22 protein-coding genes and 1 other annotated feature are annotated in these 26,156 nt (G+C 55.8%); of the genes, 18 read left to right on the top strand and 4 right to left on the bottom strand.

All coding sequences use genetic code 11. The annotated features are described in order from the left end of the window. The first annotated feature begins 33 nt into the window (after positions 1 to 33). The gene (gene gpmB / locus ID864_RS05465) at positions 34 to 681 is read left to right on the top strand and encodes a 2,3-diphosphoglycerate-dependent phosphoglycerate mutase GpmB (protein ID WP_062818081.1); all 648 of its coding nucleotides are present in this window, start codon (positions 34 to 36) and stop codon (positions 679 to 681) included. 56 nt (positions 682 to 737) lie between these two features. Here the strand turns inward: gpmB and robA are convergent, their stop codons facing one another. Then, positions 738 to 1,616, bottom strand: coding sequence for an MDR efflux pump AcrAB transcriptional activator RobA (robA, locus tag ID864_RS05460; RefSeq protein WP_048914778.1), 879 nt, complete (start codon positions 1,614 to 1,616; stop codon positions 738 to 740). 206 nt (positions 1,617 to 1,822) lie between these two features. On the opposite strand from robA, the gene creA reads away from it, so the two are divergent. Then, on the top strand, positions 1,823 to 2,299 hold the full coding sequence (creA, locus tag ID864_RS05455; protein ID WP_048914779.1) for a protein CreA: 477 nt from the start codon (positions 1,823 to 1,825) through the stop codon (positions 2,297 to 2,299). Positions 2,300 to 2,476: 177 nt separating this feature from the next. Here creA and arcA read toward each other — a convergent pair whose 3' ends face one another. Then, positions 2,477 to 3,193, bottom strand: coding sequence for a two-component system response regulator ArcA (gene arcA, locus ID864_RS05450; protein WP_048914780.1), 717 nt, complete (start codon positions 3,191 to 3,193; stop codon positions 2,477 to 2,479). A gap of 619 nt (positions 3,194 to 3,812) precedes the next feature. Here arcA and ID864_RS05445 point away from each other — a divergent pair. The 5 genes from ID864_RS05445 to thrC all read left to right on the top strand — a co-directional run bounded on the left by ID864_RS05445 (position 3,813) and on the right by thrC (position 9,536). Next, positions 3,813 to 4,517, top strand: a complete 705-nt coding sequence (locus ID864_RS05445) for a tRNA/rRNA methyltransferase (protein WP_062820895.1) — start codon at positions 3,813 to 3,815, stop codon at positions 4,515 to 4,517. A gap of 180 nt (positions 4,518 to 4,697) precedes the next feature. Continuing rightward, positions 4,698 to 4,769: a thr operon leader peptide gene (gene thrL, locus ID864_RS23940; protein WP_099753906.1), complete on the top strand. Its 72-nt coding sequence runs from the start codon at positions 4,698 to 4,700 to the stop codon at positions 4,767 to 4,769. Beyond that, positions 4,705 to 4,826: a sequence feature (Thr leader region), on the top strand. Its footprint overlaps the gene before it by 65 nt. Before the next feature lie 25 nt (positions 4,827 to 4,851). Next, complete coding sequence (gene thrA, locus ID864_RS05435) at positions 4,852 to 7,314, top strand: bifunctional aspartate kinase/homoserine dehydrogenase I (protein WP_191149524.1); 2,463 nt, start codon at positions 4,852 to 4,854, stop codon at positions 7,312 to 7,314. A gap of 2 nt (positions 7,315 to 7,316) precedes the next feature. Next, positions 7,317 to 8,246: a homoserine kinase gene (thrB, locus tag ID864_RS05430; RefSeq protein ID WP_048914783.1), complete on the top strand. Its 930-nt coding sequence runs from the start codon at positions 7,317 to 7,319 to the stop codon at positions 8,244 to 8,246. A 3-nt stretch (positions 8,247 to 8,249) separates the two neighbouring features. Further along, a complete protein-coding gene (thrC, locus tag ID864_RS05425) occupies positions 8,250 to 9,536 on the top strand; it encodes a threonine synthase (protein WP_048914784.1) in 1,287 nt (428 codons plus the stop codon). Positions 9,537 to 9,717: 181 nt separating this feature from the next. Here the strand turns inward: thrC and yaaA are convergent, their stop codons facing one another. Further along, on the bottom strand, positions 9,718 to 10,494 hold the full coding sequence (yaaA, locus tag ID864_RS05420; protein WP_191149523.1) for a peroxide stress protein YaaA: 777 nt from the start codon (positions 10,492 to 10,494) through the stop codon (positions 9,718 to 9,720). Positions 10,495 to 10,785: 291 nt separating this feature from the next. Between yaaA and tal the strand changes: the two genes are divergently transcribed. From tal to ID864_RS05380, 8 genes are all read left to right on the top strand, one after another. Further along, positions 10,786 to 11,739, top strand: a complete 954-nt coding sequence (gene tal, locus ID864_RS05415; protein WP_048914786.1) for a transaldolase — start codon at positions 10,786 to 10,788, stop codon at positions 11,737 to 11,739. 166 nt (positions 11,740 to 11,905) lie between these two features. Further along, positions 11,906 to 12,493 carry a molybdopterin adenylyltransferase gene (mog, locus tag ID864_RS05410; RefSeq protein WP_048914787.1) on the top strand — a complete coding sequence of 196 codons (588 nt, stop codon included), beginning with the start codon at positions 11,906 to 11,908 and terminating at the stop codon, positions 12,491 to 12,493. 127 nt (positions 12,494 to 12,620) lie between these two features. Next, positions 12,621 to 13,925, top strand: a complete 1,305-nt coding sequence (locus ID864_RS05405) for an MFS transporter (RefSeq protein WP_048914788.1) — start codon at positions 12,621 to 12,623, stop codon at positions 13,923 to 13,925. 236 nt (positions 13,926 to 14,161) lie between these two features. Continuing rightward, positions 14,162 to 16,075 (top strand): molecular chaperone DnaK, encoded by a 1,914-nt coding sequence (gene dnaK, locus ID864_RS05400; protein WP_048914789.1) that lies wholly within the window; start codon positions 14,162 to 14,164, stop codon positions 16,073 to 16,075. Between the two features lie 108 nt (positions 16,076 to 16,183). After that, positions 16,184 to 17,323, top strand: a complete 1,140-nt coding sequence (gene dnaJ, locus ID864_RS05395) for a molecular chaperone DnaJ (protein ID WP_048914790.1) — start codon at positions 16,184 to 16,186, stop codon at positions 17,321 to 17,323. Positions 17,324 to 17,489: 166 nt separating this feature from the next. After that, positions 17,490 to 18,671 (top strand): Na+/H+ antiporter NhaA, encoded by a 1,182-nt coding sequence (nhaA, locus tag ID864_RS05390; RefSeq protein WP_133624575.1) that lies wholly within the window; start codon positions 17,490 to 17,492, stop codon positions 18,669 to 18,671. Between the two features lie 15 nt (positions 18,672 to 18,686). Next, positions 18,687 to 19,583 carry a transcriptional activator NhaR gene (nhaR, locus tag ID864_RS05385; protein ID WP_133624573.1) on the top strand — a complete coding sequence of 299 codons (897 nt, stop codon included), beginning with the start codon at positions 18,687 to 18,689 and terminating at the stop codon, positions 19,581 to 19,583. Between the two features lie 263 nt (positions 19,584 to 19,846). Then, complete coding sequence (locus ID864_RS05380) at positions 19,847 to 21,202, top strand: ferredoxin reductase domain-containing protein (protein ID WP_224750420.1); 1,356 nt, start codon at positions 19,847 to 19,849, stop codon at positions 21,200 to 21,202. A gap of 76 nt (positions 21,203 to 21,278) precedes the next feature. On the opposite strand, the gene rpsT is transcribed toward ID864_RS05380, so the two are convergent. Next, a complete protein-coding gene (gene rpsT, locus ID864_RS05375) occupies positions 21,279 to 21,542 on the bottom strand; it encodes a 30S ribosomal protein S20 (protein WP_048914793.1) in 264 nt (87 codons plus the stop codon). Between the two features lie 316 nt (positions 21,543 to 21,858). On the opposite strand from rpsT, the gene ribF reads away from it, so the two are divergent. The 3 genes from ribF to lspA are packed head-to-tail and all read left to right on the top strand — an operon-like array spanning position 21,859 to position 26,156. Beyond that, positions 21,859 to 22,797, top strand: coding sequence for a bifunctional riboflavin kinase/FAD synthetase (ribF, locus tag ID864_RS05370; RefSeq protein ID WP_048914794.1), 939 nt, complete (start codon positions 21,859 to 21,861; stop codon positions 22,795 to 22,797). Positions 22,798 to 22,833: 36 nt separating this feature from the next. Further along, a complete protein-coding gene (gene ileS, locus ID864_RS05365) occupies positions 22,834 to 25,650 on the top strand; it encodes an isoleucine--tRNA ligase (protein WP_048914795.1) in 2,817 nt (938 codons plus the stop codon). Then, positions 25,647 to 26,156, top strand: a complete 510-nt coding sequence (lspA, locus tag ID864_RS05360; protein ID WP_099753891.1) for a signal peptidase II — start codon at positions 25,647 to 25,649, stop codon at positions 26,154 to 26,156. The genes ileS and lspA overlap by 4 nt, the downstream gene beginning before the upstream one ends.

Raw genomic sequence — 26,156 nt, 5'->3', positions numbered from 1 at the left:
ACGCAAATTTGTCGCAGTATAACGGAAAAAAGCATGTTACAGGTCTATCTTGTTCGCCACGGAGAAACGCTATGGAATGCGGCTCGTCGCATTCAGGGCCAGTCAGACAGCGCGCTGACTGAAAAAGGAGAGCAGCAGGCTCATCAGGTGGGGGAGCGAGTGAAGCAGCTCGGAATTACCCATGTGATCGCCAGCGATCTGGGCCGTACCCGCCGTACCGCCGAGATCATTGCCGATGCCTGCGGTTGTGAAGTGACACTCGACCCACGCCTGCGTGAGCTGAATATGGGCGTGCTGGAACAGCGCCAGCTGGATTCACTCAGCGCTGAGGAAGAGGGCTGGCGCAAAACGCTGGTGGATGGCACCGTCAATGGCCGCATCCCGCAAGGGGAGTCGATGAGCGAAATGGCGGCGCGCATGCATCAGGCGCTCAATGCCTGCCTCGAACTGCCCGAGGGGAGCCGTCCGCTGATTGTCAGCCACGGCATGGCGCTGGGCGTGCTGCTGAGCACCATTCTGGGGCTGCCAGCGAATGCAGAACGCCGTCTGCGCCTGCGCAACTGTTCCCTCTCGCGGGTTGATCATCAACAGAGCGCGTGGCTGGCTTCTGGCTGGGTGGTGGAAACGGCCGGGGATGTGGCGCATCTTGAACAGACGTCACTCGACGAACTGCAGCGCTAATGGAATGCCTGAGATAAACAGGGCCGCAGTGAGCGGCCCTTTTGACATCTGTCTGCTTAATCCTGATTGTGACGGATCGGGATCAGATATTCACAGCGAATATCGACCGGAGGTTCAGCGCGCTTCTTACCGCCGTGGGTGTAGAAACGCTCAATATCCTGACCGTGGCGACGTGTCAGTTTCAGTGTCGGCATACAGGTTCCGTAGATTTGCAGGACAAACTCCTGAAGACCGCTACGCGGCCCTTCATAGGTAAACTGTACGTAATCCCCGCCTTCCAACATCACCCGCTGAGTGGCATGAAGCTGGCTGGACATCTGATCGGACGTCACGGCGGTGGTATACAGGATCTCCTGCTCATCATCTTTTTCCGCACTCGGTCGCGACTGGTGCAGGCCATACAGCACCGGCGGAACCGTATCGGTCTCAGTCAGGAACTGGCGCCAGAAATGCAGGCGCATCTCATCGCGAAAGCGAGAAATCTGTTCCAGAGTGCAGGTGTAGCTTTGGGTTTGCCCTATCAGCTCGGTTTCCGGCAAACTGACCCACGTAGGTTCAGGCAGTTTGCTATCGCCAAGGCGAATAGGAGGCCGCAGGCCATAGGCATTCCAGTCTGATATCCGGCGATACCAGGCAGGGGTCTGGGTAAACTGTTTCTTGAAGGCCCGGGTGAAGGTCTGCTGGGAATCAAAACGATACTGTAAAGCGATGTCCAGAATTGGCCGGCTGGTCAGGCGTAGTGCCACTGCCGCTTTTGACAGGCGGCGGGCGCGAATATAAGCGCCAATCGCATGACCGGTGACGTCCTTAAACATTCTTTGCAGATGCCATTTTGAATATCCTGCCTTCGCCGCCACGTTATCCAGCGATAACGGTTGGTCCAGGTGGCTCTCCAGCCAGACAAGCAAATCTCGAATGATACCGGCTTGGTCCATAAATCGTCCTCATATTACTCAGTGTTGGTGCAGATAAGCAAAGCCGACGAATATTAGCATTAATTGCAAAGCAAGGTGTTGAATTTTAGCGGTAAGAATCCGCTTAATCACTGCAGGTTAACGACAAATCAAGAAATAGTTATAGGTAGGCGTTTGCGTTTAAGTTAACTTACAATGGCATCTATTTTCTTTGAAATGGTAACGTGATGACAATTAAAAAAGTGTTAATAGCCGCGTCAGTGATAGCCACATCCTGGGCCGCACAGGCTGAACAGGTGGGTTCTGTGGACACCGTTTTTAAGATATTCGGTCCCGATCATAAAATAGTGGTCGAAGCCTTTGATGACCCTGATGTGAAAAATGTGACCTGCTATATCAGCCGGGCAAAAACCGGCGGAATCAAAGGGGGGCTGGGTTTGGCTGAGGATACCTCTGATGCCGCCATCTCCTGTCAGCAGGTTGGCCCAGTAGAGATCAGCGATAAGATTGCCAAAGGCAAAGCGGAAGGGGAGGTGGTATTCCGTCAGCGGACATCGCTTATTTTCAAGAAGCTGCAAGTTGTGCGTTTTTACGATCGGAAGCGCAACGCGCTGGTCTACCTGAGCTATTCAGACAAGGTTGTCGACGGTTCGCCTAAGAATGCACTTAGCGCGGTGCCGATTATACCGTGGGGAAATAAATAACGTACCTGACGGGATTGACGCGGGTCGAGCGGACATTTGACAGGGTCGATCGGACGTTTGACGCGGGTCGAGCGGACATTTGATACGGGTCGACCGGAAAAGAAGGTCGACCCCTACGGCAGAATGTCAGTTTACAGGTCGCGTAGGGGCGGACCTTTTTTTTCGGTCCGCCGATTATTAATCCTGCAAATCGCCGCAGAAGCGGTAACCTTCGCCGTGGATGGTGGCGATGATTTCCGGGGTGTCCGGAGTCGATTCGAAATGCTTACGGATGCGGCGAATCGTCACGTCGACGGTACGGTCGTGCGGTTTCAGCTCGCGGCCGGTCATTTTCTTCAGCAGATCGGCACGGGTCTGGATCTTGCCAGGGTTTTCGCAGAAGTGCAGCATAGCGCGGAATTCGCTACGCGGCAGCTTGTACTGCTCGCCCTGTGGGCTGACCAGTGAACGGCTGTTAATATCCAGCTCCCAACCGTTAAAGCGGTAGGCTTCAACCAGCTTACGTTCTTCACTCACTGCCGCCAGGTTCATGGTGCGTGACAGCAGGTTGCGTGCGCGAATGGTTAATTCACGCGGATTGAACGGTTTGGTGATGTAATCATCTGCACCGATTTCAAGGCCGAGGATCTTGTCCACCTCATTATCGCGACCGGTGAGGAACATCAGGGCAACATTGGCCTGCTCGCGCAGCTCACGCGCCAGCAACAGGCCATTTTTACCCGGCAGGTTGATGTCCATAATCACCAGATTGACGTCGTTTTCAGTCAGGATCTGGTGCATTTCAGCGCCGTCTGTAGCTTCATAAACCATGTAGCCTTCGGCTTCAAAAATACTTTTGAGCGTATTACGAGTGACTAATTCGTCTTCAACGATAAGTATGTGCGGGGTCTGCATGTGTTCGCTACCTAAAATTGCCAACAATATCGAAACAGGGCATACCGCTGTTGGCGCTGGCAAAACCCAGTGTTCAGAGCCAGAAGCATAACAACAGCAGTACAGAATTATGTTCTTGATACACCATCCATTACCGTCAACAACATATGTAGCGCAGCCATTAGGATGAATCCTGCATGCCCCGGCAGTGCTCAAAACGGTGTATATCCTAACTGCATTAACAGCAACATAACAGCAAAGGCAACAACCATTACGCAACAAAACAACGCTTAGTTGACTTATATCAAACCAATTGTAGCACGTTAACACTTTTGTGAAAAACTCTTCCCAGATTGCCAGCTTAGCTCACAAACCCGTAGAGAAGGTCACCTTTTAGCGTGAATAGTTAACAGCAGGTTTACGTTGTTTTTAACAAATGTTAATTGATTGATAGATAATGTTTTTGTCTGTGAAAAAACCAATTTTATAGGTTAATCAATAAAGAATGAGTATAACACTGCATCCAACGAATTTAAATCGGCGAGAAATAGCGTTGCTTTACTGTTAATTAATGCCGTTTGGATTTTTAAGGGCGGGCATGGCAAAGTAGGCGCCGTCATTTTTCTATATTGGGATATCTATGCGTTTTCCTCTGATCCTGGTTGCCCCTGCGCGTGCTGAAAATGTGGGTGCTGCCGCCCGCGCCATGAAAACCATGGGGTTTAGCGAATTACGCATCGTCGACAGCCAGGCGCATCTCGACCCGGCAGCAAAACGGGTGGCCCACGGCGCGGGCGAGATTCTGGAAAATGCCACCCAGTGGGGATCGCTAAGCGCGGCGCTGGCGGATATCGACTTCAGCATTGCGACGACCGCCCGCGCACGGGCGAAGTTCCGCTATTACGCGACGCCGCAGCAGGTACAGACAGTACTGGAAGAGAAGCAGCAGTGGGTCAACAGCGCCGCGCTGGTGTTTGGCCGCGAGGACAGCGGGCTGACCAACGAGGAGCTGGCACAGGTTGACCTGCTGACCGGCATCCCGATGGCGGCTGACTACCCGTCACTGAATCTGGGCCAGGCGGTGATGGTTTACTGCTATCAGCTCTCTGCGCTGCGCCAGGTAAGTGCGCAAACGGCCGCTGCGGCAGAAGTGCCACAGCTGGATGCACTGCGCCAGCGTGCTGAGAATCTGCTGCATCAGTTGGACGTGGCCGCAGACGAAAAGCTGGCGGACTGGATGCAGCAGCGGCTGGGCCTGCTGCAGCAGCGCGATACCGCTATGCTGCACCGACTGCTGCATGACGTAGAAAAAAAACTTATAGATAAAAACGCTGGCAAAAAGTAAAAAATTAGCGCGTTTTACTGCCTTTTTTTCTCTGCGTAACAGAACAGATCGGCGACGAAGGGAAAAAGGCTGAGCGGGCATCGCGGCGCGAAAAGTGCCGTTTGATAAAAAAATTGACTTGGCCGACCGTTTGCTTTACTTCTGAAGGCCGACAGATTTTACAGACAGAATAAATCCAAAATGCGTAAACACAGCCTGATTACCACAATCATTATTACCACCACCATTACCACAGGTAACGGTGCGGGCTGACGCATACAGGAAAAATCAAAAAAAAGCCCGCACCTAACCAGTGCGGGCTTTTTTTTCGGCAAAAATTCAGGAGAGCTTGAACATGCGAGTGCTGAAATTCGGTGGAACCTCGGTAGCCAATGCGGAACGTTTTCTGCGTGTGGCTGACATTCTGGAAAGCAATGCAAAGCAGGGACAGGTCGCTACCGTATTGTCCGCGCCAGCGAAGATTACCAATCACCTGGTGGCAATGATTGAGAAAACCATCAGCGGCCAGGACGCCACGCCGAACATCACTGATGCCGAGCGTATTTTTGCCGAACTGCTGCAGGGGCTGGCTGAAGCCCAGCCTGGCTTTAACGGCGACAAGCTGAAAGCGGTAGTCGACCAGGAGTTTGCCCAGCTTAAGCAGGTGCTGCACGGTATCGCGCTGCTGGGGCAGTGCCCGGACAGCGTCAATGCCGCCATCATCTGTCGCGGTGAAAAGCTCTCTATCGCCATCATGGAAGGGTTGCTGCAGGCGCGCGGTTATGGCGTCAGCGTGATTAACCCGGTTGAGCAGCTGCTGGCCGTCGGCCACTATCTGGAATCCACCGTTGATATTGCCGAATCCACCCGCCGCATCGCCGCACGCCTGATCCCGGCCAGCAATATGGTGCTGATGGCGGGCTTTACGGCCGGTAACGAACGCGGTGAGCTGGTGGTGCTGGGCCGTAACGGTTCTGACTACTCAGCCGCCGTGCTGGCTGCCTGCCTGCGTGCGGACTGCTGTGAGATCTGGACCGACGTTGACGGCGTGTATACCTGCGATCCGCGCCAGGTACCGGACGCCCGTCTGTTAAAATCAATGTCTTATCAGGAGGCGATGGAGCTCTCCTACTTCGGCGCCAAAGTGCTGCACCCGCGCACTATCTCACCTATTGCCCAGTTTCAAATCCCCTGCCTGATCAAAAATACCGCCAACCCACAGGCCCCCGGCACGCTGATCGGCGGCGACGGTAGTGATGAAGATAATCCGGTGAAAGGCATCACCAACCTGAATAATATGGCGATGTTCAACGTTTCTGGCCCGGGAATGAAAGGCATGGTCGGCATGGCGGCACGCGTGTTTGCGGCAATGTCGCGCAGCGGGATCTCGGTGGTGTTGATCACCCAGTCGTCGTCCGAATACAGCATCAGCTTCTGCGTGTCGCAGAGCGAGCTGGCGCGTGCGCGCCGCGTGCTGGAAGATGAGTTCTATCTGGAGCTGAAAGATGGCCTGCTGGAGCCGCTGGACGTGATGGAGCATCTGGCGGTGATCTCGGTGGTGGGTGACGGCATGCGCACGCTGCGCGGCATCTCTGCCAAGTTCTTCTCCGCGCTGGCGCGCGCCAACATCAATATTGTGGCGATTGCACAGGGCTCCTCCGAGCGCTCCATTTCGGTGGTGGTGAATAATGACGAAGCAACCACTGGCGTGCGCGTGGTGCATCAGATGCTGTTTGCTACCGATCAGGTGATTGAAGTGTTCGTTATCGGCGTGGGTGGCGTGGGTGCTGCGCTAATCGACCAGCTACATCGTCAGCAGAGCTGGCTGAAGAACAAGCATATTGACCTGCGCGTCTGCGGTATCGCCAATTCACGCGCGCTGCTGACCAACGTGCACGGCATTCCGCTGGAGAACTGGCAGGAGCAGCTGAAGGCGGCGAAGGAGCCGTTTGATCTGGGCCGTCTGAATCGTTTGGTGAAAGAGTATCACCTGCTGAATCCGGTGATTGTCGACTGTACCTCCAGCCAGCAGGTCGCCGACCAGTACGCTGACTTTCTCGCCGACGGTTTCCACGTGGTGACGCCGAATAAAAAGGCCAACACCTCAAGCTGGAATTACTATCAGCAGATGCGTGCGGCGGCGGCAAAATCGCGCCGTAAGTTCCTCTATGACACCAACGTCGGTGCCGGTCTGCCGGTGATTGAGAACCTGCAAAATCTGCTGAATGCCGGCGATGAGCTGATCAGCTTCTCGGGTATTCTTTCTGGCTCGCTGTCGTTTATTTTCGGCAAGCTGGATGAGGGCGTATCGCTCTCTGACGCGACGAAAATGGCGCGTGAGATGGGCTTTACCGAGCCGGATCCGCGTGAAGATCTCTCCGGCCTCGACGTGGCGCGTAAGCTGCTGATCCTCGCCCGCGAAGCGGGGCATCAGCTGGAGCTGAGCGACATTGAGATTGAAGCGCTGCTGCCGCCAGAACTGACCGCGATTGCCGATGTGGAAGCGTTTATGGCGCGCCTGTCGGAGCTGGATGACAGCATGGCGGCAAAAGTCGCCAGCGCCCGCGATGCGGGTAAAGTGCTGCGCTTTGTCGGTGCCATTGAAGAGGGCGGCATCTGTAAAGTGAAGATCGATGCGGTTGACGGCAACGATCCGCTGTATAAAGTGAAAAACGGTGAAAACGCGCTGGCCTTCTACAGCCGCTATTATCAGCCAATCCCACTGGTGCTGCGCGGTTATGGCGCCGGTAATGATGTGACCGCGGCAGGGGTGTTTGCCGATCTGTTACGTACTCTGTCGTGGAAGTTGGGAGTTTAATCATGGTTAAAATTCATGCCCCTGCCTCAATTGGCAATGTCAGCGTTGGTTTTGACGTGCTCGGGGCTGCGGTGTCGCCGGTTGATGGCACCCTGCTGGGGGACTGCGTGACCGTGGAAGCGGCCAGCGAGTTCAGCCTGCACAACGAAGGCAGCTTTGTCAGCAAACTGCCTGCCGACCCCAAAGAGAATATTGTCTATCAGTGCTGGGACCGCTTCTGTGAGGCGATCGGCAAGCGCGTACCGGTGAAGATGACGCTGGAAAAAAACATGCCGATTGGTTCCGGCCTTGGCTCCAGCGCCTGCTCGGTGGTGGCGGGCCTGATGGCGATGAACGAACACTGCGGCAAACCGCTGAACGACACGGAACTGCTGGCGCTGATGGGCGAGTTAGAAGGGCGTATTTCCGGCAGCGTTCACTATGATAACGTGGCGCCTTGCTTCCTCGGCGGCATGCAGCTGATGCTGGAAGAGAACGGCATCATCAGCCAGCAGGTGCCAGGCTTTAGTGACTGGCTGTGGGTAATGGCCTATCCGGGGATTAAGGTTTCTACCGCCGAAGCCCGTGCGATCCTGCCTGCGCAGTATCGCAAAGAGGAGATTATTCGCCACGGTCGCTATCTCGGCGGTTTTATCCACGCCTGCCATACGCAGCAGCCGTTGCTGGCCGCGAAGCTGATGCAGGATGTGATTGCTGAACCGTACCGCACCAAATTGTTACCGGGCTTCGCACAAGCTCGCCAGGCCGCCGCCGATATCGGTGCGCTGGCCTGCGGTATTTCCGGCTCCGGCCCGACGCTGTTTGCCGTGTGCAACCAGCCGGATACCGCACAACGCATGGCAGAGTGGCTGCGTCAGCACTATCTGCAAAATGATGAAGGCTTCGTCCATATTTGCCGTTTAGACACGGCAGGCGCACGTAAACTGGGATAACGCATGAAACTGTACAATCTTAAGGATCACAACGAGCAGGTGAGCTTCGCACAAGCGGTGAAGCAGGGGCTGGGCACACAGCAGGGCCTGTTCTTTCCACTGGAGCTGCCTGAGTTCGAACTGACCGACATCGATGAGATGCTCGAGATGGATTTCGTGACCCGCAGCAGCAAAATCCTCTCGGCTTTTATCGGCGATGAAATTGCCCCGCACCAGCTGAACGAGCGCCTGAAAACGGCGTTTACCTTCCCGGCTCCGGTGGTGAAAGTGACTGAGGATATCTCGGCGCTGGAGCTGTTCCACGGCCCGACGCTGGCATTTAAAGACTTCGGCGGCCGCTTTATGGCGCAGATGCTCGCCTACGTTAGCGATGCCGATGAGCAGATCACCATTCTGACCGCCACCTCCGGCGACACCGGTGCAGCGGTTGCCCATGCCTTCTACGGCATGGATAACGTGCGCGTGGTGATCCTCTACCCGCAGGGCAAAATCAGCCCGCTGCAGGAGAAGCTGTTCTGCACCCTCGGTGGCAATATTGAAACGATTGCCATCGACGGCGATTTTGATGCCTGCCAGGCCCTGGTGAAACAGGCGTTTGACGATGAAGCGCTGAAAAAAGCCATTGGCCTGAACTCGGCGAATTCGATCAACATCAGCCGCCTGCTGGCGCAGATCTGCTACTACTTCGAGGCGGTCGCACAGCTGCCGCAGGAGAAGCGTAATCAGCTGGTCATCTCAGTGCCAAGCGGTAACTTCGGCGACCTGACCGCGGGCCTGCTGGCGAAATCGCTCGGCCTGCCGGTGAAGCGCTTTATCGCCGCCACCAATGCCAACGATACCGTGCCGCGCTTCCTGGAAAAGGGTGAGTGGACGCCAAACGTGACGGTTGCCACGCTGTCGAACGCGATGGATGTGTCGCAGCCAAACAACTGGCCGCGCGTGGAAGAGATTTTCCGCCGCAAAACCTGGCGCTTGCAGGATCTTGGCTACGGTGCTGTCAGTGATGAGACAACCAAAGCCACCATGCGCGAGCTGGCGGATATCGGTTACCTGTCTGAGCCACACGCGGCGATCGCTTACCGCCTGCTGCGCGATCAGCTGCAGGAAGGGGAGTTCGGTCTGTTCCTCGGCACCGCGCATCCGGCGAAGTTTAAGGAGAGCGTGGAAGCGATCCTCGAGCAGCAGCTGCCGCTGCCGGAAGCCCTGGCCGAACGCGCCGACATGGAACTGCTGTCGCATAATATGAAAGCGGACTTTGCCGATCTGCGTGCTTTTTTACTGAAAAAGTAACCTGATGCACAGGGGCTGGCCCTTATTGCGGTCAGCCCTCCCTCCTGGCACCCAAAGCTTCAGCGTAGCGGTTTAAAACCCGCAGCCAGCACGATGCTAACGGGGGGATGAGCTCAGACCGGTTAACAGACGTTTAGCAATAGCAGTCATTTCTGGGGAACCCTCAGGGGCGCCCCTGCGCTCAAACGGCTTCGTGACGTTTAAACACCAGCTCGTTGCCCTTGCTGGCATCCGCATCAAAGAAGTAGCCATCGACATCGAACGTCTTCAGCTGTGCCGGTTTACTCAGTTTATTCTCAATGATATAGCGGCTCATCAGGCCACGCGCTTTCTTGGCGTAGAAGCTGATCACCTTAAATTTGCCGTTCTTCTCATCTAAAAATACCGGTTTGATAATCTCGCCGTTCAGCAGTTTCGGCTTCACCGCTTTGAAATACTCATCCGAGGCAAGATTAATCAGCACGTTATCGCCCTGTTCCGCCAGCGCAGCGTTCAGCGCTTCAGTAAGCTTGTCACCCCAGAAGCTGTAGAGATCCTTACCGACCGGATTCGCCAGTTTAATCCCCATTTCCAGGCGGTACGGCATCATCAGGTCGAGCGGGCGCAGCAGGCCGTATAAGCCGGAGAGCATGCGCAGATGCTGCTGGGCAAAATCGAACTGCTTCTCGCTGAAGGTTTCGGCCTGCAGGCCGGTATAGACATCGCCTTTAAACGCGAGGATCGCCTGGCGGGCGTTGTCCGGGGTGAAATCCGGCTGCCAGTCGTTGAAGCGCTCGGCATTCAGTACGGCCAGTTTATCGCTGATATGCATCAGCGAACCGATATCGGCAGGGGAGAGCTTACGGGCGACGTTAATCAGCTTTTGTGACTCATCCAGCAGCACGGGCTGAGTGTAGCGTTTGGTCGCCAGCGGACTTTCAAAATCCAGCGTTTTGGCCGGAGAAATTACCATCAACATGCGCGCGTCCTTTTAAAATTTTTAGTCGCTCTGGTTTCGGATAACAGTGTGCAGCTATGTTAGCAAAAAAGCGCCTTCGCGTGACGAATCGCTGCTATTGGTGAAGGTTTATCACCGAATCTGGCCGTTGTTGCCCGCAGAGAATGCAGGGGAAAATGTGATTTTGTGCGCTGGCATTCTCCTGCTGTGTTACGGGGAACGGCACTGCTTGCATGGCGGGGTGCGCGTGCTATCATCCGGGACAGACATTTTCAACACCCTGACAAATCAACTTTGATGAGAATGACAACTATGACGGACAAATTATCTTCCCTGCGTCAACTCACTACCGTTGTTGCTGATACCGGCGACATTGCGGCGATGAAACTCTACAAACCTCAGGATGCCACCACTAACCCTTCTCTGATCCTCAGCGCTGCACAGATCCCGGAATACCGTAAGCTGATCGACGAAGCGGTGAGCTGGGCGCGTGAGCAGACCAGTGACAAAGAAGAGCAGATCTCCTACGCTGCCGACAAGCTGGCTGTGAACATCGGTCTGGAAATCCTCAAGCTGGTCCCTGGCCGTATCTCTACCGAAGTTGATGCGCGCCTCTCTTACGACACCGAAGGCAGCATCGCTAAAGCGCATAGCCTGATCAAACTGTATAACGATGCCGGCATCAGCAATGACCGCATCCTGATCAAGCTGGCTTCCACCTGGCAGGGCATCCGTGCCGCTGAGCAGCTGGAAAAAGAGGGCATCAACTGTAACCTGACGCTGCTGTTCTCCTTCGCTCAGGCGCGTGCTTGTGCTGAAGCTGGCGTGTTCCTGATCTCCCCGTTTGTTGGCCGTATCCTCGACTGGTACAAAGCGAACACCGATAAGAAAGAGTACGCACCGAACGAAGATCCAGGCGTGATTTCCGTGACTGAAATCTACGAATACTACAAGCAGCACGGTTACGAGACCGTGGTGATGGGCGCCAGCTTCCGTAACGTGGGCGAAATCATCGAACTGGCCGGCTGCGACCGCCTGACCATCTCTCCGGGCCTGCTGAAAGAGCTGTCTGAAACCGAAGGCACTCTGGAGCGTAAGCTCTCTTACCAGGGCGAAGTGAAAGCGCGCCCGGCTAAAATGACAGAGTCCGAGTTCCTGTGGCAGCACAACCAGGACCCAATGGCGGTCCAGAAACTGGCTGAAGGCATCCGTAACTTTGCCATCGACCAGGGCAAGCTCGATAAGATGATTGCTGAACTGCTGTAATAGCCTGCAGTCTTAAACTGTAGCGGGGTGAGCGCATTTGCCGCCTTGCTACAGTTCCCATTGTTTTGGCTATTCCTGAATTCTAATCTCTCCCCCCTCGCTATACATCCTGCTTTGCTATGGTTTATCCTTGCCTCAATCTCCCTTTATCTCACGGCAAAAACCTATGAATACACTACGCATTGGCCTGATCTCCGTTTCCGATCGTGCCGCTAATGGCATCTATCAGGATCAGGGCTTACCGGCGCTGGAAGCGTGGCTGGGGAAGGCGCTGACCACATCGTTTGAAATTGAAAAACGTCTGGTGCCCGATGAGCAGCCGATGATTGAGCAGGCGATCTGTGAACTGGTCGATGAGCTGTTCTGTCATCTGGTGCTCACCACCGGCGGCACCGGCCCGGCGCGGCGCGATGTGACGCCGGACGCGACGCTGGCGATTGCCGACCGTGAAATGCCGGGCTTTGGCGAGCAGATGCGCCAGATTAGCCTGAACTTTGTCCCGACCGCCATCCTGTCGCGTCAGGTTGGCGTGATCCGCAAGCAGTCGCTGGTCATCAACCTGCCGGGCCAGCCGAAGTCAATTACCGAGACGCTGGAAGGATTGAAAGATGAGCAGGGTAATAGCCTGGTCCACGGAATTTTTGCCAGCGTGCCTTACTGCATCCAGCTGCTGGAAGGGCCATATATCGAGACGGACCCGCAGGTGGTAGCAGCATTTCGCCCGAAAAGCGCCCGACGCGAGACAAATAGCTAAAAATTCATTTTTTCAGGCATAAGATCCAGTGCTCGCTGCTGTGGCAGAAAATTGACGGTATAGTAAGCTCAGCTTTACAGCGGCAACGATACTGTTTTCTTCTGACTCTGGGCCATTCTGACAACATATGCAGACCGATCACGCACGCCGTCTTAACCGACAGGATTACAAAACTCTGGCGCTGGCTGCCCTTGGTGGCGCGCTGGAGTTCTACGACTTTATCATCTTCGTCTTCTTCGCTGCGGTCATCGGCGAGCTGTTCTTCCCCGCGGATATTCCCGAGTGGCTGCGCCAGCTGCAAACCTTTGGCATCTTTGCCGCCGGTTATCTGGCGCGCCCGCTGGGCGGGCTTATCATGGCGCATTTTGGCGACAGTAAAGGGCGCAAGAAGATGTTCAGCCTGAGCATTTTACTGATGGCCCTGCCGACGCTGGCCATGGGCCTGCTGCCGACTTATGACGCTATTGGCATTACTGCACCGCTGTTACTGCTGCTGCTGCGCGTATTGCAGGGGGCGGCGATAGGCGGAGAAGTGCCGGGCGCCTGGGTATTCGTTGCCGAACACGTGCCGGAAAAACGCATCGGCTTCGCCTGCGGCACGCTGACCGCCGGGCTGACCTTCGGCATCTTACTGGGTTCGCTGGTGGCAACGCTGATTACCACGACCATGAGCCAGCAAAGCATCCATGATACCGGCTGGCGCATCCCATTCCTGCTGGGCGGCGGGTTTGGACTGCTGGCGATGTATCTGCGCCGCTGGCTGCATGAAACGCCGGTGTTTACCCGGATGCAGCAGCGCAAAGCGCTGTCGAGCGAGCTGCCGTTGAAAACGGTGGTGCTGCGCCACACGCATGGCGTGGTGGTCTCGATGCTGCTCACGTGGCTACTGTCGGCCTGTATTGTGGTGGTATTGCTGATGGCCCCCGCGCTGCTGCAGAAACTGCACGGCCTGCCCGCGGCGCTGACGCTGCAGGCCAACAGCGTTGCCACCGTGATGCTGATCTTTGGCTGCATCATTGCCGGGGCGCTGGTCGATCGCATTGGGGCCGGCGTAACGCTGATTGTCGGCAGTGTGCTGATGGCCGCGACCAGCTATACCTTTTTCCACGTCGCGGCCACGGCACCGGCTTATCTGTTTAGCGCCTATGCGCTGGCCGGGCTGTGCGTTGGCGTGGTGGGCGTGGTGCCCTTTGTGATGGTGCGCGCCTTTCCGGCAGAGGTGCGGTTTACCGGCATCTCCTTCTCTTACAATATCGCCTACGCCATTTTTGGCGGCCTGACGCCGATCGCGCTGACGCTGGTGATGAAGCTGACGCCAATGGCCCCGGCATACTACGTTCTGCTGCTGGCGCTGATTGGCGTGCTGGTCGGCTGCTGGCTGCAGCGCGATGCCGGCAGACAATCGCTGTTAAAACAGGTCAGTATTCAGTAACTCTCCCAATCGCGTCAAAAAGTGGGTCAGCTTCAGCTGGCCCACTTTTTTGCGGCAAAGTGAAAATTTTTTTACCTTCCCCCCTTGATGCCGCGCTGCGCGGCCCCATCTTATTTGGCATCCGAGGCTACGGACCTGGAAAAAAAGCGCAGGGCGAGCAGTTGAAACTGTAAAAAATGCCCGCATTTATTGGTTCATAACCTGATTTGACATGAATTTAAGTGGGAGACGTTTCAATGGGTAAGATTATTGGTATTGACCTGGGCACAACTAACTCTTGTGTAGCTATCATGGATGGCGGCAAAGCGCGTGTACTGGAGAATGCAGAAGGCGATCGCACTACGCCATCGATCATCGCTTACACTCAGGATGGTGAAACACTGGTCGGTCAGCCAGCTAAACGTCAGGCGGTGACTAACCCGCAGAATACCCTGTTTGCGATTAAGCGCCTGATTGGCCGTCGCTTCCAGGACGAAGAAGTACAGCGTGATATTAAAATCATGCCGTTCAAAATCGTCGGCGCTGATAATGGCGACGCATGGCTTGACGTGAAAGGCCAGCGTGTTGCACCTCCGCAGATCTCTGCTGAAGTGCTGAAGAAAATGAAGAAAACGGCGGAAGATTACCTGGGCGAGCCAGTGACTGAAGCGGTTATCACTGTACCGGCTTACTTCAACGATGCGCAGCGTCAGGCAACGAAAGATGCCGGTCGTATCGCCGGTCTGGAAGTAAAACGTATCATCAACGAACCAACCGCTGCGGCACTGGCCTACGGTCTGGATAAAGGTCAGGGCAACCGCACTATCGCGGTATATGACCTGGGTGGTGGTACTTTCGATATCTCTATTATCGAAATCGACGAAGTTGACGGCGAAAAAACCTTCGAAGTTCTGGCAACCAACGGTGATACCCACCTGGGTGGTGAAGACTTCGACAGCCGTATGATCAACTATCTGGTGGCTGAATTTAAGAAAGATCAGGGCATCGATCTGCACAACGATCCGCTGGCAATGCAGCGTCTGAAAGAAGCCGCAGAGAAAGCGAAAATTGAGCTCTCTTCTGCACAGCAGACCGACGTGAACCTGCCGTACATCACCGCTGATGCAACAGGTCCTAAGCACCTGAACATTAAAGTGACCCGTGCGAAGCTGGAATCACTGGTAGAAGACCTGGTTGCACGCTCTATCGAGCCGCTGAAAGTGGCTCTGCAGGATGCTGGCCTGTCGGTTTCTGACATCAACGACGTGATCCTGGTCGGTGGTCAGACGCGTATGCCAATGGTGCAGGCGAAGGTTGCTGAGTTCTTTGGTAAAGAGCCACGTAAAGACGTTAACCCGGACGAAGCGGTTGCTGTAGGTGCTGCGGTTCAGGGCGGCGTGCTGGCCGGTGAAGTGAAAGACGTTCTGCTGCTGGACGTTACCCCGCTGTCGCTGGGTATCGAAACCATGGGCGGCGTGATGACTTCACTGATCGCTAAGAACACCACCATCCCAACCAAGCACAGCCAGGTGTTCTCTACCGCTGAAGACAACCAGTCTGCGGTAACCATTCACGTGGTGCAGGGTGAGCGTAAGCGTGCAGCGGATAACAAATCGCTGGGCCAGTTCAACCTCGACGGTATTCAGGCGGCGCCGCGCGGTATGCCACAGATCGAAGTGACCTTCGACATCGATGCTGACGGTATTCTGCACGTGTCTGCGAAAGACAAAAATAGCGGTAAAGAGCAGAAGATCACCATCAAAGCCTCTTCCGGTCTGAATGACGAAGAGATCGAAAAAATGGTGCGTGATGCCGAAGCTAACGCTGAGTCTGACCGTAAGTTCGAAGAGCTGGTGCAGACCCGTAACCAGGGTGACCAGGTCTCGCACAGCACGCGTAAGCAGCTGGACGAAGCGGGCGACAAACTGCCAGCAGACGACAAAGCGCCAATCGAAGCCGCACTGGCTGAGCTGAACACCGCGCTGAAAGGCGAGGATAAAGCGGAAATCGAAGCCAAAATGCAGGCTCTGATGGAAGTGTCCGGCAAGCTGATGGAGTTCGCCCAGCAGCAGCAGGCCGCTGGCGGCGCAGCTGATGCCACCGACGGTGCGAAGAAAGACGATGATGTTGTCGACGCTGAATTCGAAGAAGTGAAAGACAACAAAAAATAATCGCCCTTGAGCGGGCACGGTGGCAGTCATTGCCACCGATGATAACCAGCACGGGCGTCGGAGAAATCCTACGCCCGTGCACGCATGTTAAGGGCAGGAACAACAACAATGGCGAAAAGAGACTATTACGAGGTTTTAGGCGTATCCAAATCTGCGGATGAGCGTGAGATCAAAAAGGCTTACAAACGCCTGGCAATGAAATTCCACCCTGACCGCAACCAGGGCGAAGGTGCCGAAGAGCAGTTTAAAGAGGTAAAAGAAGCCTACGAAATTCTGACCGATGCGCAGAAACGTGCGGCTTACGATCAGTACGGCCATGCAGCCTTTGAACAGGGTGGTGGCGGTGGCTACGGCGGCGGCTTTGGCGGCGGCGGCGGTGCTGACTTCAGCGATATCTTTGGCGACGTATTCGGCGATATCTTTGGCGGAGGCCGCCGTCAGCAGCGCGCCGCTCGCGGTGCTGATTTACGCTACAACATGGAGCTGTCGCTGGAAGAAGCGGTACGCGGCGTGACCAAAGAGATCCGCATTCCAACCCTGGAAGAGTGTGACGTTTGCCACGGTAGCGGCGCGAAAGCGGGGACGAAGCCGCAAACCTGCCAGACCTGTCACGGGGCAGGCCAGGTGCAGATGCGCCAGGGCTTCTTTACCGTTCAGCAGGCGTGTCCAACCTGTCACGGTCGCGGTTCGGTGATTAAAGATCCGTGCAACGCCTGCCACGGTCATGGCCGGGTTGAGAAGTCGAAAACCCTGTCGGTGAAAATCCCGGCCGGTGTTGATACCGGTGACCGCATCCGGCTGACCGGCGAAGGCGAAGCGGGTGAGCAGGGTGCGCCAGCGGGCGATCTCTACGTTCAGGTGCAGGTGCGTAAGCACAACATCTTCGAACGTGAAGAGAACAACCTGTATTGCGAAGTGCCAATCAACTTTGTGATGGCCGCACTGGGCGGTGAAATTGAAGTGCCGACCCTTGATGGCCGCGTCAAGCTGAAGGTGCCTGCGGAAACGCAGACCGGCAAGCTGTTCCGCATGCGTGGTAAAGGTGTGAAATCGGTGCGCGGTGGTGCTCAGGGTGACCTGCTGTGCCGCGTGGTGGTCGAAACCCCGGTCAGCCTGAACGAGAAACAGAAAGCGCTGCTGCGTGAACTGGAAGAGAGCTTTGGCGGTCCTTCCGGCGAACATAACAGCCCGCGTTCTAAAAGTTTCTTCGACGGCGTGAAGAAATTCTTCGACGATTTAACCCGCTAATCTGCCAGCCTCAGGGCCGATCGATATAAAAAGATCGGCCCTTACCCCTTAATCCTCGTAAATACCGAACCTTTCGCGCTGTATAAACTGTTTTTTTCGAGCGGTTTAACGGCGTATGCTATCCGCTATCTGATTGACAACATCTGGATATTCAGCGGAGTCTGTAATGAACCTCTTTCTCAAAAAACTGTTAAAAAATGACGCCACCGGCGGCGTGGTGCTGATCGTTGCTGCGGCAGTGGCGATGTTTCTCGCCAATAACGCCAGCACGCAGCAGGCTTACCAGGCCATTCTGGCCATGCCGGTGCAGTTCCGCTTCGGCGCGCTGGACATCAATAAAGACCTGCTGCTGTGGATCAACGATGCCCTGATGGCGCTGTTCTTCCTGATGATCGGTCTGGAAGTGAAGCGCGAGCTGTTGATGGGCTCGCTGAAAGGGCGTGAGAAAGCGATGTTCCCGCTGATTGCCGCCCTGGGCGGCATGGTAGCCCCAGGGTTGATTTATGCGGCGCTGAACCACAGCGATGAGCTGGCGATCCACGGTTGGGCAATCCCGGCCGCGACGGATATCGCTTTCGCGCTGGGTATCCTCGCCCTGCTGGGCAGCCGCGTACCTCCGGCGCTGAAAATGTTCCTGATGGCGCTGGCGGTGATCGATGACCTTGGCGCCATTGTGATTATCGCCTTCTTCTATACCCACGATTTATCGCTGGTCTCACTCGGCGTCGCGGCGGCGTCGATCGCGGTGCTGGTGATACTCAACCTGTGCGGCGTGCGGAAAACTTCGGTATATCTGCTGGTCGGCATGGTGCTGTGGGTGGCGGTGCTGAAGTCGGGTGTGCACGCTACGCTGGCCGGTGTGATTGTCGGGCTGTTAATCCCGCTGAAAAAGCAGGATGGGCATTCACCTTCTATCGAGCTGGAACACGGCTTGCACCCGTGGGTCAGCTGGCTGATCCTGCCGCTGTTCGCCTTTGCTAATGCCGGTGTTTCACTGACTGGCGTCTCCATTGACGGCCTGTTCTCGATGGTACCGCTGGGGATTATCCTTGGTCTGCTGGTCGGTAAGCCGCTGGGGATCACGCTGATTTGCTGGCTGTCGGTGAAGTTAAAAATTGCGGCGCTGCCGGAAAATACCAAGATGGTGGATATTGCCGCGGTGGGTGTGCTGTGTGGGATTGGCTTTACCATGTCGATCTTTATCGCCTCGCTGGCGTTTGACGCCGCACATGAAGAGATGGTGACGCTGGCCAAGCTGGGCATCCTTAGCGGGTCGGTGCTGTCGGCGGTACTGGGCTATGTGCTGCTTTACTTCAAACTGCGCCCAGCCCCGCAGAAGCACGCTTAACGGTTTGGCCCAGCTATGGCGCAGATGAACTACAACCACCTCTACTATTTCTGGCAGGTGTGTAAAACCGGCTCGGTGGCGGGCGCGGCGGAGGTTCTCAACCTCACTTCGCAGACCGTCACCGGCCAGCTAAAAACGCTGGAAGAGCGCCTGCAGGGTAAGCTGTTCAAGCGCCAGGGGCGGGGGCTGGTGCCGTCGGAGCTGGGCCAGCTGGTGTTTCGCTATGCTGACCGCATGTTTACGCTTAGCCATGAGATGCTGGATATCGTCAACTACCGCAAGGAGGCTAACCTGCTGTTCGACGTGGGCGTGGCGGATGCGCTCTCCAAGCGGCTGGTGAGTAAAGTGCTGGAAACGGCGGTGGTGGCGGAAGAGCCGATCCATCTGCGCTGTTTTGAATCGACCCATGAACTGCTGCTGGAGCAGCTCAGCCAGCATAAGCTGGATATGATCCTCTCCGACTGCCCGGTCGACTCCTCGCAGCAGGAAGGGCTGTTCTCGGTAAAACTCGGCGAGTGCAGCGTCAGCTTCTGGTGCCACGCGCCGCTGCCGGAAACGGCATTTCCGCACTGCCTCAGCACGCGCAAGCTGCTGATCCCCGGGCGGCGTTCAATGCTCGGCCGCAAGCTGCTCAACTGGTTTCAAACGCAGGGGCTGGAGGTGGATATCCTCGGCGAGTTTGACGATGCCGCCCTGATGAAAGCCTTTGGCGCGGCGAACCGGGCGATTTTTGTTGCGCCAACGCTGTACGGGCAGGAGAGTTTTCAGCACGAGGGAATTGTTGAACTGGGGCGGCTTGATACGGTAATGGAAGAGTATCATGTTATTTTTGCCGAGCGGATGATCCAGCATCCGGCGGTGCAGCGTATCTGCAATAAAGATTTTTCTCAGCTTTTTACCCAGCCCGATTAATATTCAGGCGGCAATCACTCCTTCGCTAATAATAAGCCTGCTCTTTTATTTCACTGCCATTAATTACTGGAATCAGGCGGCTTTTCTGCGGGTAAATAATAGCGAAATTCTCAAATTAATCCCGGCTATTTACCGCGCTATCATCCTTGAATACTCTGTTACGTGAAGTTAACTGAACCTGCTCAGGTTTATTTTCACTATATTTGAATGACATTCCCGGCGGAACGCTGTTTCTGCCGAGGGATGCGTTCGGGAGAGTCGCCTTGGAAGAGACCAACAGTACGCTGCCAGAAGCGGGCAGCGCGGCGCTGCTCCCCATTCCCGCGCTGGCCAGCCACAAAAGTCGTCGGCTAGTGCTCAGCCACTATCAGTATTTGTTCCTGCTGGTCGCGCTGGTGAACCTCAGTCTGTTCAGCTATGGATTAACAGGTGGGCACTGGTGGTCAGAAAAAGGCATTCATCTGATTGAAATCGGCAACATGGTTATTATTAATCTGACTGTGGCGGTGCTTATTCGTCAGCAATATATCATCAACTTTTTATTTCGCCTGGTCTGGCATACCCCGCTGCACTGGCCCTTATCAGTACGCAGGCAGCTGGCGAAAGTGTATCATTTTGGCGGTCTGCACTCCGGCTGTGCACTGTTTGCCTGCCTGTGGCTGATGGTTTTCAGCGCGGCGGTCTATTACCATCACTGCCACGCGCTGCCCAATGTTTCCCTGATGCTGCTGACGGTCACGGCGATGCTGGCCGCGCTGCTGCTGACCATTGTGATTCTGGCGCTGCCGGCTGTGCGTGCGCGCTACCATAATCTGTTTGAGCATGCGCACCGCTACGTTGGCTGGCTCGCCCTGCTGCTGTCATGGCTACAGGTAACCTGCTTTATTCGCGACTGCCACGGCGGGCAGTGGTCATGGCAGGCGTTGATTGAAACACCCGCATTCTGGGCACTGCTGACCATCACCGCCAGCATCATCCTGCCCTGGCTGCGCCTGCGTAAAGTTGCGGTGCAGGTTGAGCGCCCTTCATCGCACGCGGCCATCGTCACTTTCTCGCTGCCGCGGGATCCTTTCCCCGGCTCGTCATTTGCGATTAGTCGGGCGCCGCTAGATGAGTGGCACGCCTTTGCCAACATTCCCCTCGGCAGCGGGTCGGGCTGCCGCATGCTGATCTCGCGCGCCGGTGACTGGACCGGGCGCTTTATCGACTCGCCGCCGGATCACGTATGGTTTAAAGGTTTGCCGACGCCGGGCGTGGGCAGCGTAGGAAAAATTTTTCACTCAGTGGTGTACGTTGCCACCGGCAGCGGCATTGGCCCGCTGCTGCCGCATCTGATGGCGCCAGGCACACCCCGGCGCTTAATCTGGTCGACGCGTAATCCGCGTCTGACCTACGGCGACAGTTTTGTGGATGAAATCATTCGCCTTCAGCCCGACGTGCTGATCTGGGATACCGATGCACACGGTAAACCTGATTTGCTGCAGTTGGCGTTACAGAAGGTAGAAGAGAGCGGGGCGGAGGCGGTGATCTGCATCGCTAATCGTAAGCTGACGGACTATGTTGTCGGGGGCTGTGAGGCGCGCAGGGTGGCGGCCTATGGTGCAATTTGGGATTCCTGAGCGGTTTGCCAAATTTTGGGCATAAAAAAACCGGCCAGGCCGGTTTCTTTATCAAAGCTCGATTAACACGCTGACATTAAGCCAGTTTGCTGATCTGTGCAGCCAGGTTAGCTTTATGGCGTGCAGCTTTGTTCTTGTGGATCAGGCCTTTAGCTGCCTGACGGTCCACAATTGGTTGCATATCGTTAAATGCGTTCTGCGCAGCTGCTTTATCGCCAGTAGCGATTGCCGCGTAAACTTTCTTGATAAAAGTACGCAGCATTGAACGACGGCTAGCGTTGTGCTTACGACGCTTCTCAGACGTTACAGCGCGTTTCTTAGCTGATTTGATATTAGCCAAGGTCCAACTCCCAAATAGTTCTATGAGGACAATTCAAAGGCCGAGGAATATGCCCTTTTCGCCTTCGGTTGTCAATGGATTTGTGCAAATAAGCGCCGATGAAACAATGGCACTTGGTTACGTTTCGATGGCGCAAGATTCTATCAGCTTCGGCATGGCGAATACAGCTCAATCACAAGAAAAATATCAATACGCTCAGGATCAGCACCATACAGAACGAAATGGCGCGGGTATAGCATGAAAGTGATGAATCGCGGGTTAACCTTCCTGGCTGTACAAGGTATAATCCGCCGATTTCCACAAATTTGAGCCAGCCATGAAGTTTATCCGCGGCATACATAACCTTAGAGAGCAGCATCGCGGCTGCGTACTGACCATCGGCAACTTCGATGGCGTACATCGCGGCCATCAGGCGCTGCTGGCACAACTGTGCGAAGAGGGGCGTCAGCGCAACTTGCCGGTAATGGTAATGCTGTTTGAACCTCAACCGCTGGAGCTGTTTGCAGCGGATAAAGCCCCGGCACGCCTGACGCGCCTGCGCGAGAAAGTGCGCTACCTCCAGCAGGCGGGCGTTGATGCCGTGCTGTGCGTGCGCTTTGACCGCCGCTTTGCTGCCCATACGGCACAAAGTTTTGTCACCGACCTGCTGGTCGATAAGCTGGATGTAAAGTTCCTGGCCGTCGGAGATGATTTCCGCTTTGGCGCTGGTCGCCAGGGTGATTTCCTGTTATTACAGAAGGCTGGCGTCGAGTATGGCTTTGATGTCATCAGTACCCAGACCTTTTGCGATGACGGTAAGCGCATCAGCAGTACTGCGATTCGCCAGGCGCTGTCAGATGACAATCTGGCACTGGCTAACGTCCTGCTGGGGCGTCCCTTCAGCATTTCAGGCCGTGTCGTGCATGGCGATGCGCTGGGCCGCACCATCGGTTTTCCTACCGCTAATCTGCCGCTTAAGCGCACGGTCTCCCCGGTGAAAGGGGTGTATGCCGTTGAAGTGCTGGGGCTGGGGGATAAACCGCTTCCCGGCGTGGCCAATATCGGCACGCGTCCCACGATAGGCGGGCTACGTCAGCAGCTGGAAGTGCACCTGCTGGACGTATCGATGGACCTGTACGGGCGCCATATTGAAGTGGTGCTGCGTGACAAACTGCGTAACGAGCAGCGTTTTGCCTCGTTTGACGCGCTGAAAGAACAAATTGCTAACGATGTGCTGACTGCCCGCCGCTTTTTTGGGCTGAACGCATCGGTTTAAGTGTAAACAGAACCGACATACGGAACCGAGAATCTGATGAGTGACTATAAATCTACCCTGAATTTGCCGGAAACGGGGTTCCCAATGCGTGGCGATCTGGCCAAACGCGAACCGGGCATGCTGCAACGTTGGTATGATGACAAGCTGTACGGCATCATCCGCGAAGCCAAAAAAGGGAAAAAAACCTTTATCCTGCACGATGGCCCTCCTTACGCCAACGGCAGTATTCATATTGGTCACTCAGTTAACAAGATTCTGAAAGACATTATCGTTAAGTCGAAAGGCATGGCGGGCTATGACTCCCCTTATGTTCCCGGCTGGGACTGCCATGGTCTGCCTATCGAGCACAAAGTTGAGCAGATGATCGGTAAGCCGGGCGAGAAAGTCAGCGCCGCTGAGTTCCGCGCTGCCTGCCGTGCCTATGCCGCAGAGCAGGTTGAAGGACAGAAAGCTGATTTCATCCGCCTTGGCGTGCTGGGTGACTGGGATCGCCCATACCTGACGATGAACTTCCAAACCGAAGCGAACATCATCCGTGCGCTGGGTAAAATTATCGGTAACGGCCATCTGCACAAAGGCGCTAAGCCGGTGCACTGGTGCCTGGACTGCCGCTCCGCGCTGGCTGAAGCGGAAGTGGAGTATTACGACAAAACTTCACCGTCTATCGACGTGATGTTTAACGCCGTTGATAAAGACGCGGTTGCCGCCAAATTTGGCGCTGCTGCGGTCAATGGCCCGATTGCCCTGGTGATCTGGACCACCACCCCGTGGACCATGCCGGCCAACCGCGCTATCTCTCTGCACCCTGAGTTTGACTATCAGCTGGTACAGATCGACGGTCGTGCGCTGATCCTGGCGAAAGACCTGGTCGATAGCGTCATGAAGCGTGCCGGTGTTGCAGAGTGGAACGTGCTGGGCGAAGTGAAAGGCGCCGAGCTGGAGCTGATGGGCTTCCAGCACCCGTTCCTCGGCCACGTTTCCCCGGTGGTGTTGGGTGAGCACGTGACGCTGGATGCGGGTACCGGTGCGGTACATACGGCGCCAGGCCACGGCCCGGATGACTTTGTCATTGGGCAGAAATACGGTATCGAAGTCGCTAATCCGGTCGGCCCGGACGGCAGCTTCCTGCCGGGCACTTACCCTGGCCTTGATGGGGTTAACGTCTTTAAAGCCAACGACCTGATTGTTGAGCTGCTGCGTGAAAAGGGTGCGCTGCTGCATGTGGAAAAACTGCATCACAGCTACCCGCACTGCTGGCGCCACAAAACCCCGATCATCTTCCGTGCTACCCCGCAGTGGTTTATCAGCATGGATCAGAAAGGCCTGCGTGCGCAGTCGCTGAAAGAGATTAAAGGCGTGCAGTGGATCCCGGACTGGGGCCAGGCACGTATCGAGTCGATGGTTGCCAACCGTCCTGACTGGTGCATCTCGCGTCAGCGTACCTGGGGCGTGCCGATGTCGCTGTTTGTGCATAAAGACACCGAGCAGCTGCACCCGGACTCGCTGGCGCTGATGGAGAAAGTCGCGCAGCGGGTTGAGCAGGACGGCATTCAGGCGTGGTGGGACCTCGATCCGCGCGATCTGATGGGCGCCGACGCCGATCACTACGTCAAAGTGCAGGATACCCTGGACGTGTGGTTCGACTCCGGTTCAACCAGCTACTCGGTAGTGGATGCTCGCCCAGAGTTTGGTGGCCATACCCCGGACATGTATCTGGAAGGTTCTGACCAGCACCGCGGCTGGTTTATGTCCTCGCTGATGATCTCCACCGCGATGAAGGGCAAAGCGCCTTATCGCCAGGTACTGACCCACGGCTTCACCGTTGACGGCCAGGGCCGCAAGATGTCCAAATCGCTGGGCAACACCGTGAGCCCGCAGGATGTAATGAACAAGCTCGGTGCTGACATTCTGCGCCTGTGGGTAGCATCCACCGACTACTCCGGCGAGATCGCGGTTTCCGACGAGATCCTCAAGCGCTCTGCCGACAGCTATCGTCGTATCCGTAACACCGCGCGCTTCCTGCTGGCCAACCTCGCGGGCTTCAACCCGGAAACCGACATGGTGAAACCGGAAGAGATGGTGGTGGTTGACCGCTGGGCAGTTGGCCGTGCGCTGGCAGCACAGAACGATATCGTTGCCTCCTATGAAGCGTATGACTTCCATGAAGTGGTCCAGCGCCTGATGCAGTTCTGCTCGGTCGAAATGGGCTCCTTCTACCTGGATATCATTAAAGATCGCCAGTACACCGCCAAAGCCGATGGCCTGGCGCGCCGCAGCTGCCAGACCGCGCTGTGGTACATCGTGGAAGCGCTGGTGCGCTGGATGGCGCCGATCATGTCCTTCACTGCGGATGAGATCTGGGGCTACCTGCCGGGTAAACGCAGCCAGTATGTGTTCACCGAAGAGTGGTTCGACGGGCTGTTCAGCCTGGCGGATAACGAACCGATGAACGATGCCTACTGGGCGGAGCTGCTGAAAGTGCGCGGCGAAGTGAACAAGGTGATCGAGCAGGCGCGTGCCGATAAGCGTATCGGCGGCTCGCTGGAAGCCAGCGTCACGCTGTATGCCGATGCCGCGCTGGCTGCTAAGTTGACCAGCCTGGGCGAAGAGCTGCGCTTTGTGCTGCTGACCTCCGGTGCGCAGGTAGCGGATTACGCGCTGGCAACGGATGAAGCGCAGCAGAGCGACGTGGTGAAAGGTCTGAAAATTGCCCTGCATAAAGCAGAAGGCGAGAAATGCCCACGCTGCTGGCATTACACTAGCGATATCGGCCAAAACGCTGAACACGCTGACGTCTGTGGCCGCTGTGCCTCTAACGTCGCGGGCAGCGGCGAACAGCGTAAGTTTGCATGATGAAAAGACCTGTTCTCTCAAGCGGATTACGCTGGCTGTGGCTGGTATTGGTGGTGATTGGCATCGATTTCGCCAGTAAGCAGTGGATTATGAATAATCTGATGCTGCACGAATCGATGTCCGTGATGCCGTTCTTCAACTTCTTTTATGCTCACAACTACGGCGCGGCGTTCAGCTTCCTCGCCGATAAAGGTGGCTGGCAGCGCTGGTTCTTCGCCGGAATTGCCATTGCCATTGTGGTGGTGCTGCTGGTGATGATGTACCGCACGGCGGCGAGCAATAAACTGAATAACATCGCCTATGCGCTGATTGTCGGTGGCGCATTGGGCAACCTGTTCGACAGGGCATATCATGGCTTTGTGGTGGATTTTATCGACTTCTACGTCGGTGACTGGCACTTCGCCACGTTTAATATTGCCGACTGCGGTATCTGTATTGGTGCCGCGCTGATCGTGCTGGAAGGGTTTATCACCCCGGCCAGCAAGCAGGCTAAGAATAAAGGGTAA

Origin of the sequence: Erwinia aphidicola, assembly GCF_014773485.1 — a bacterium.
Classification (GTDB): domain Bacteria; phylum Pseudomonadota; class Gammaproteobacteria; order Enterobacterales; family Enterobacteriaceae; genus Erwinia; species Erwinia aphidicola.
Note: the sequence above shows the minus strand (reverse complement) of the source record. Positions and strands in the feature narration are given on the sequence as shown.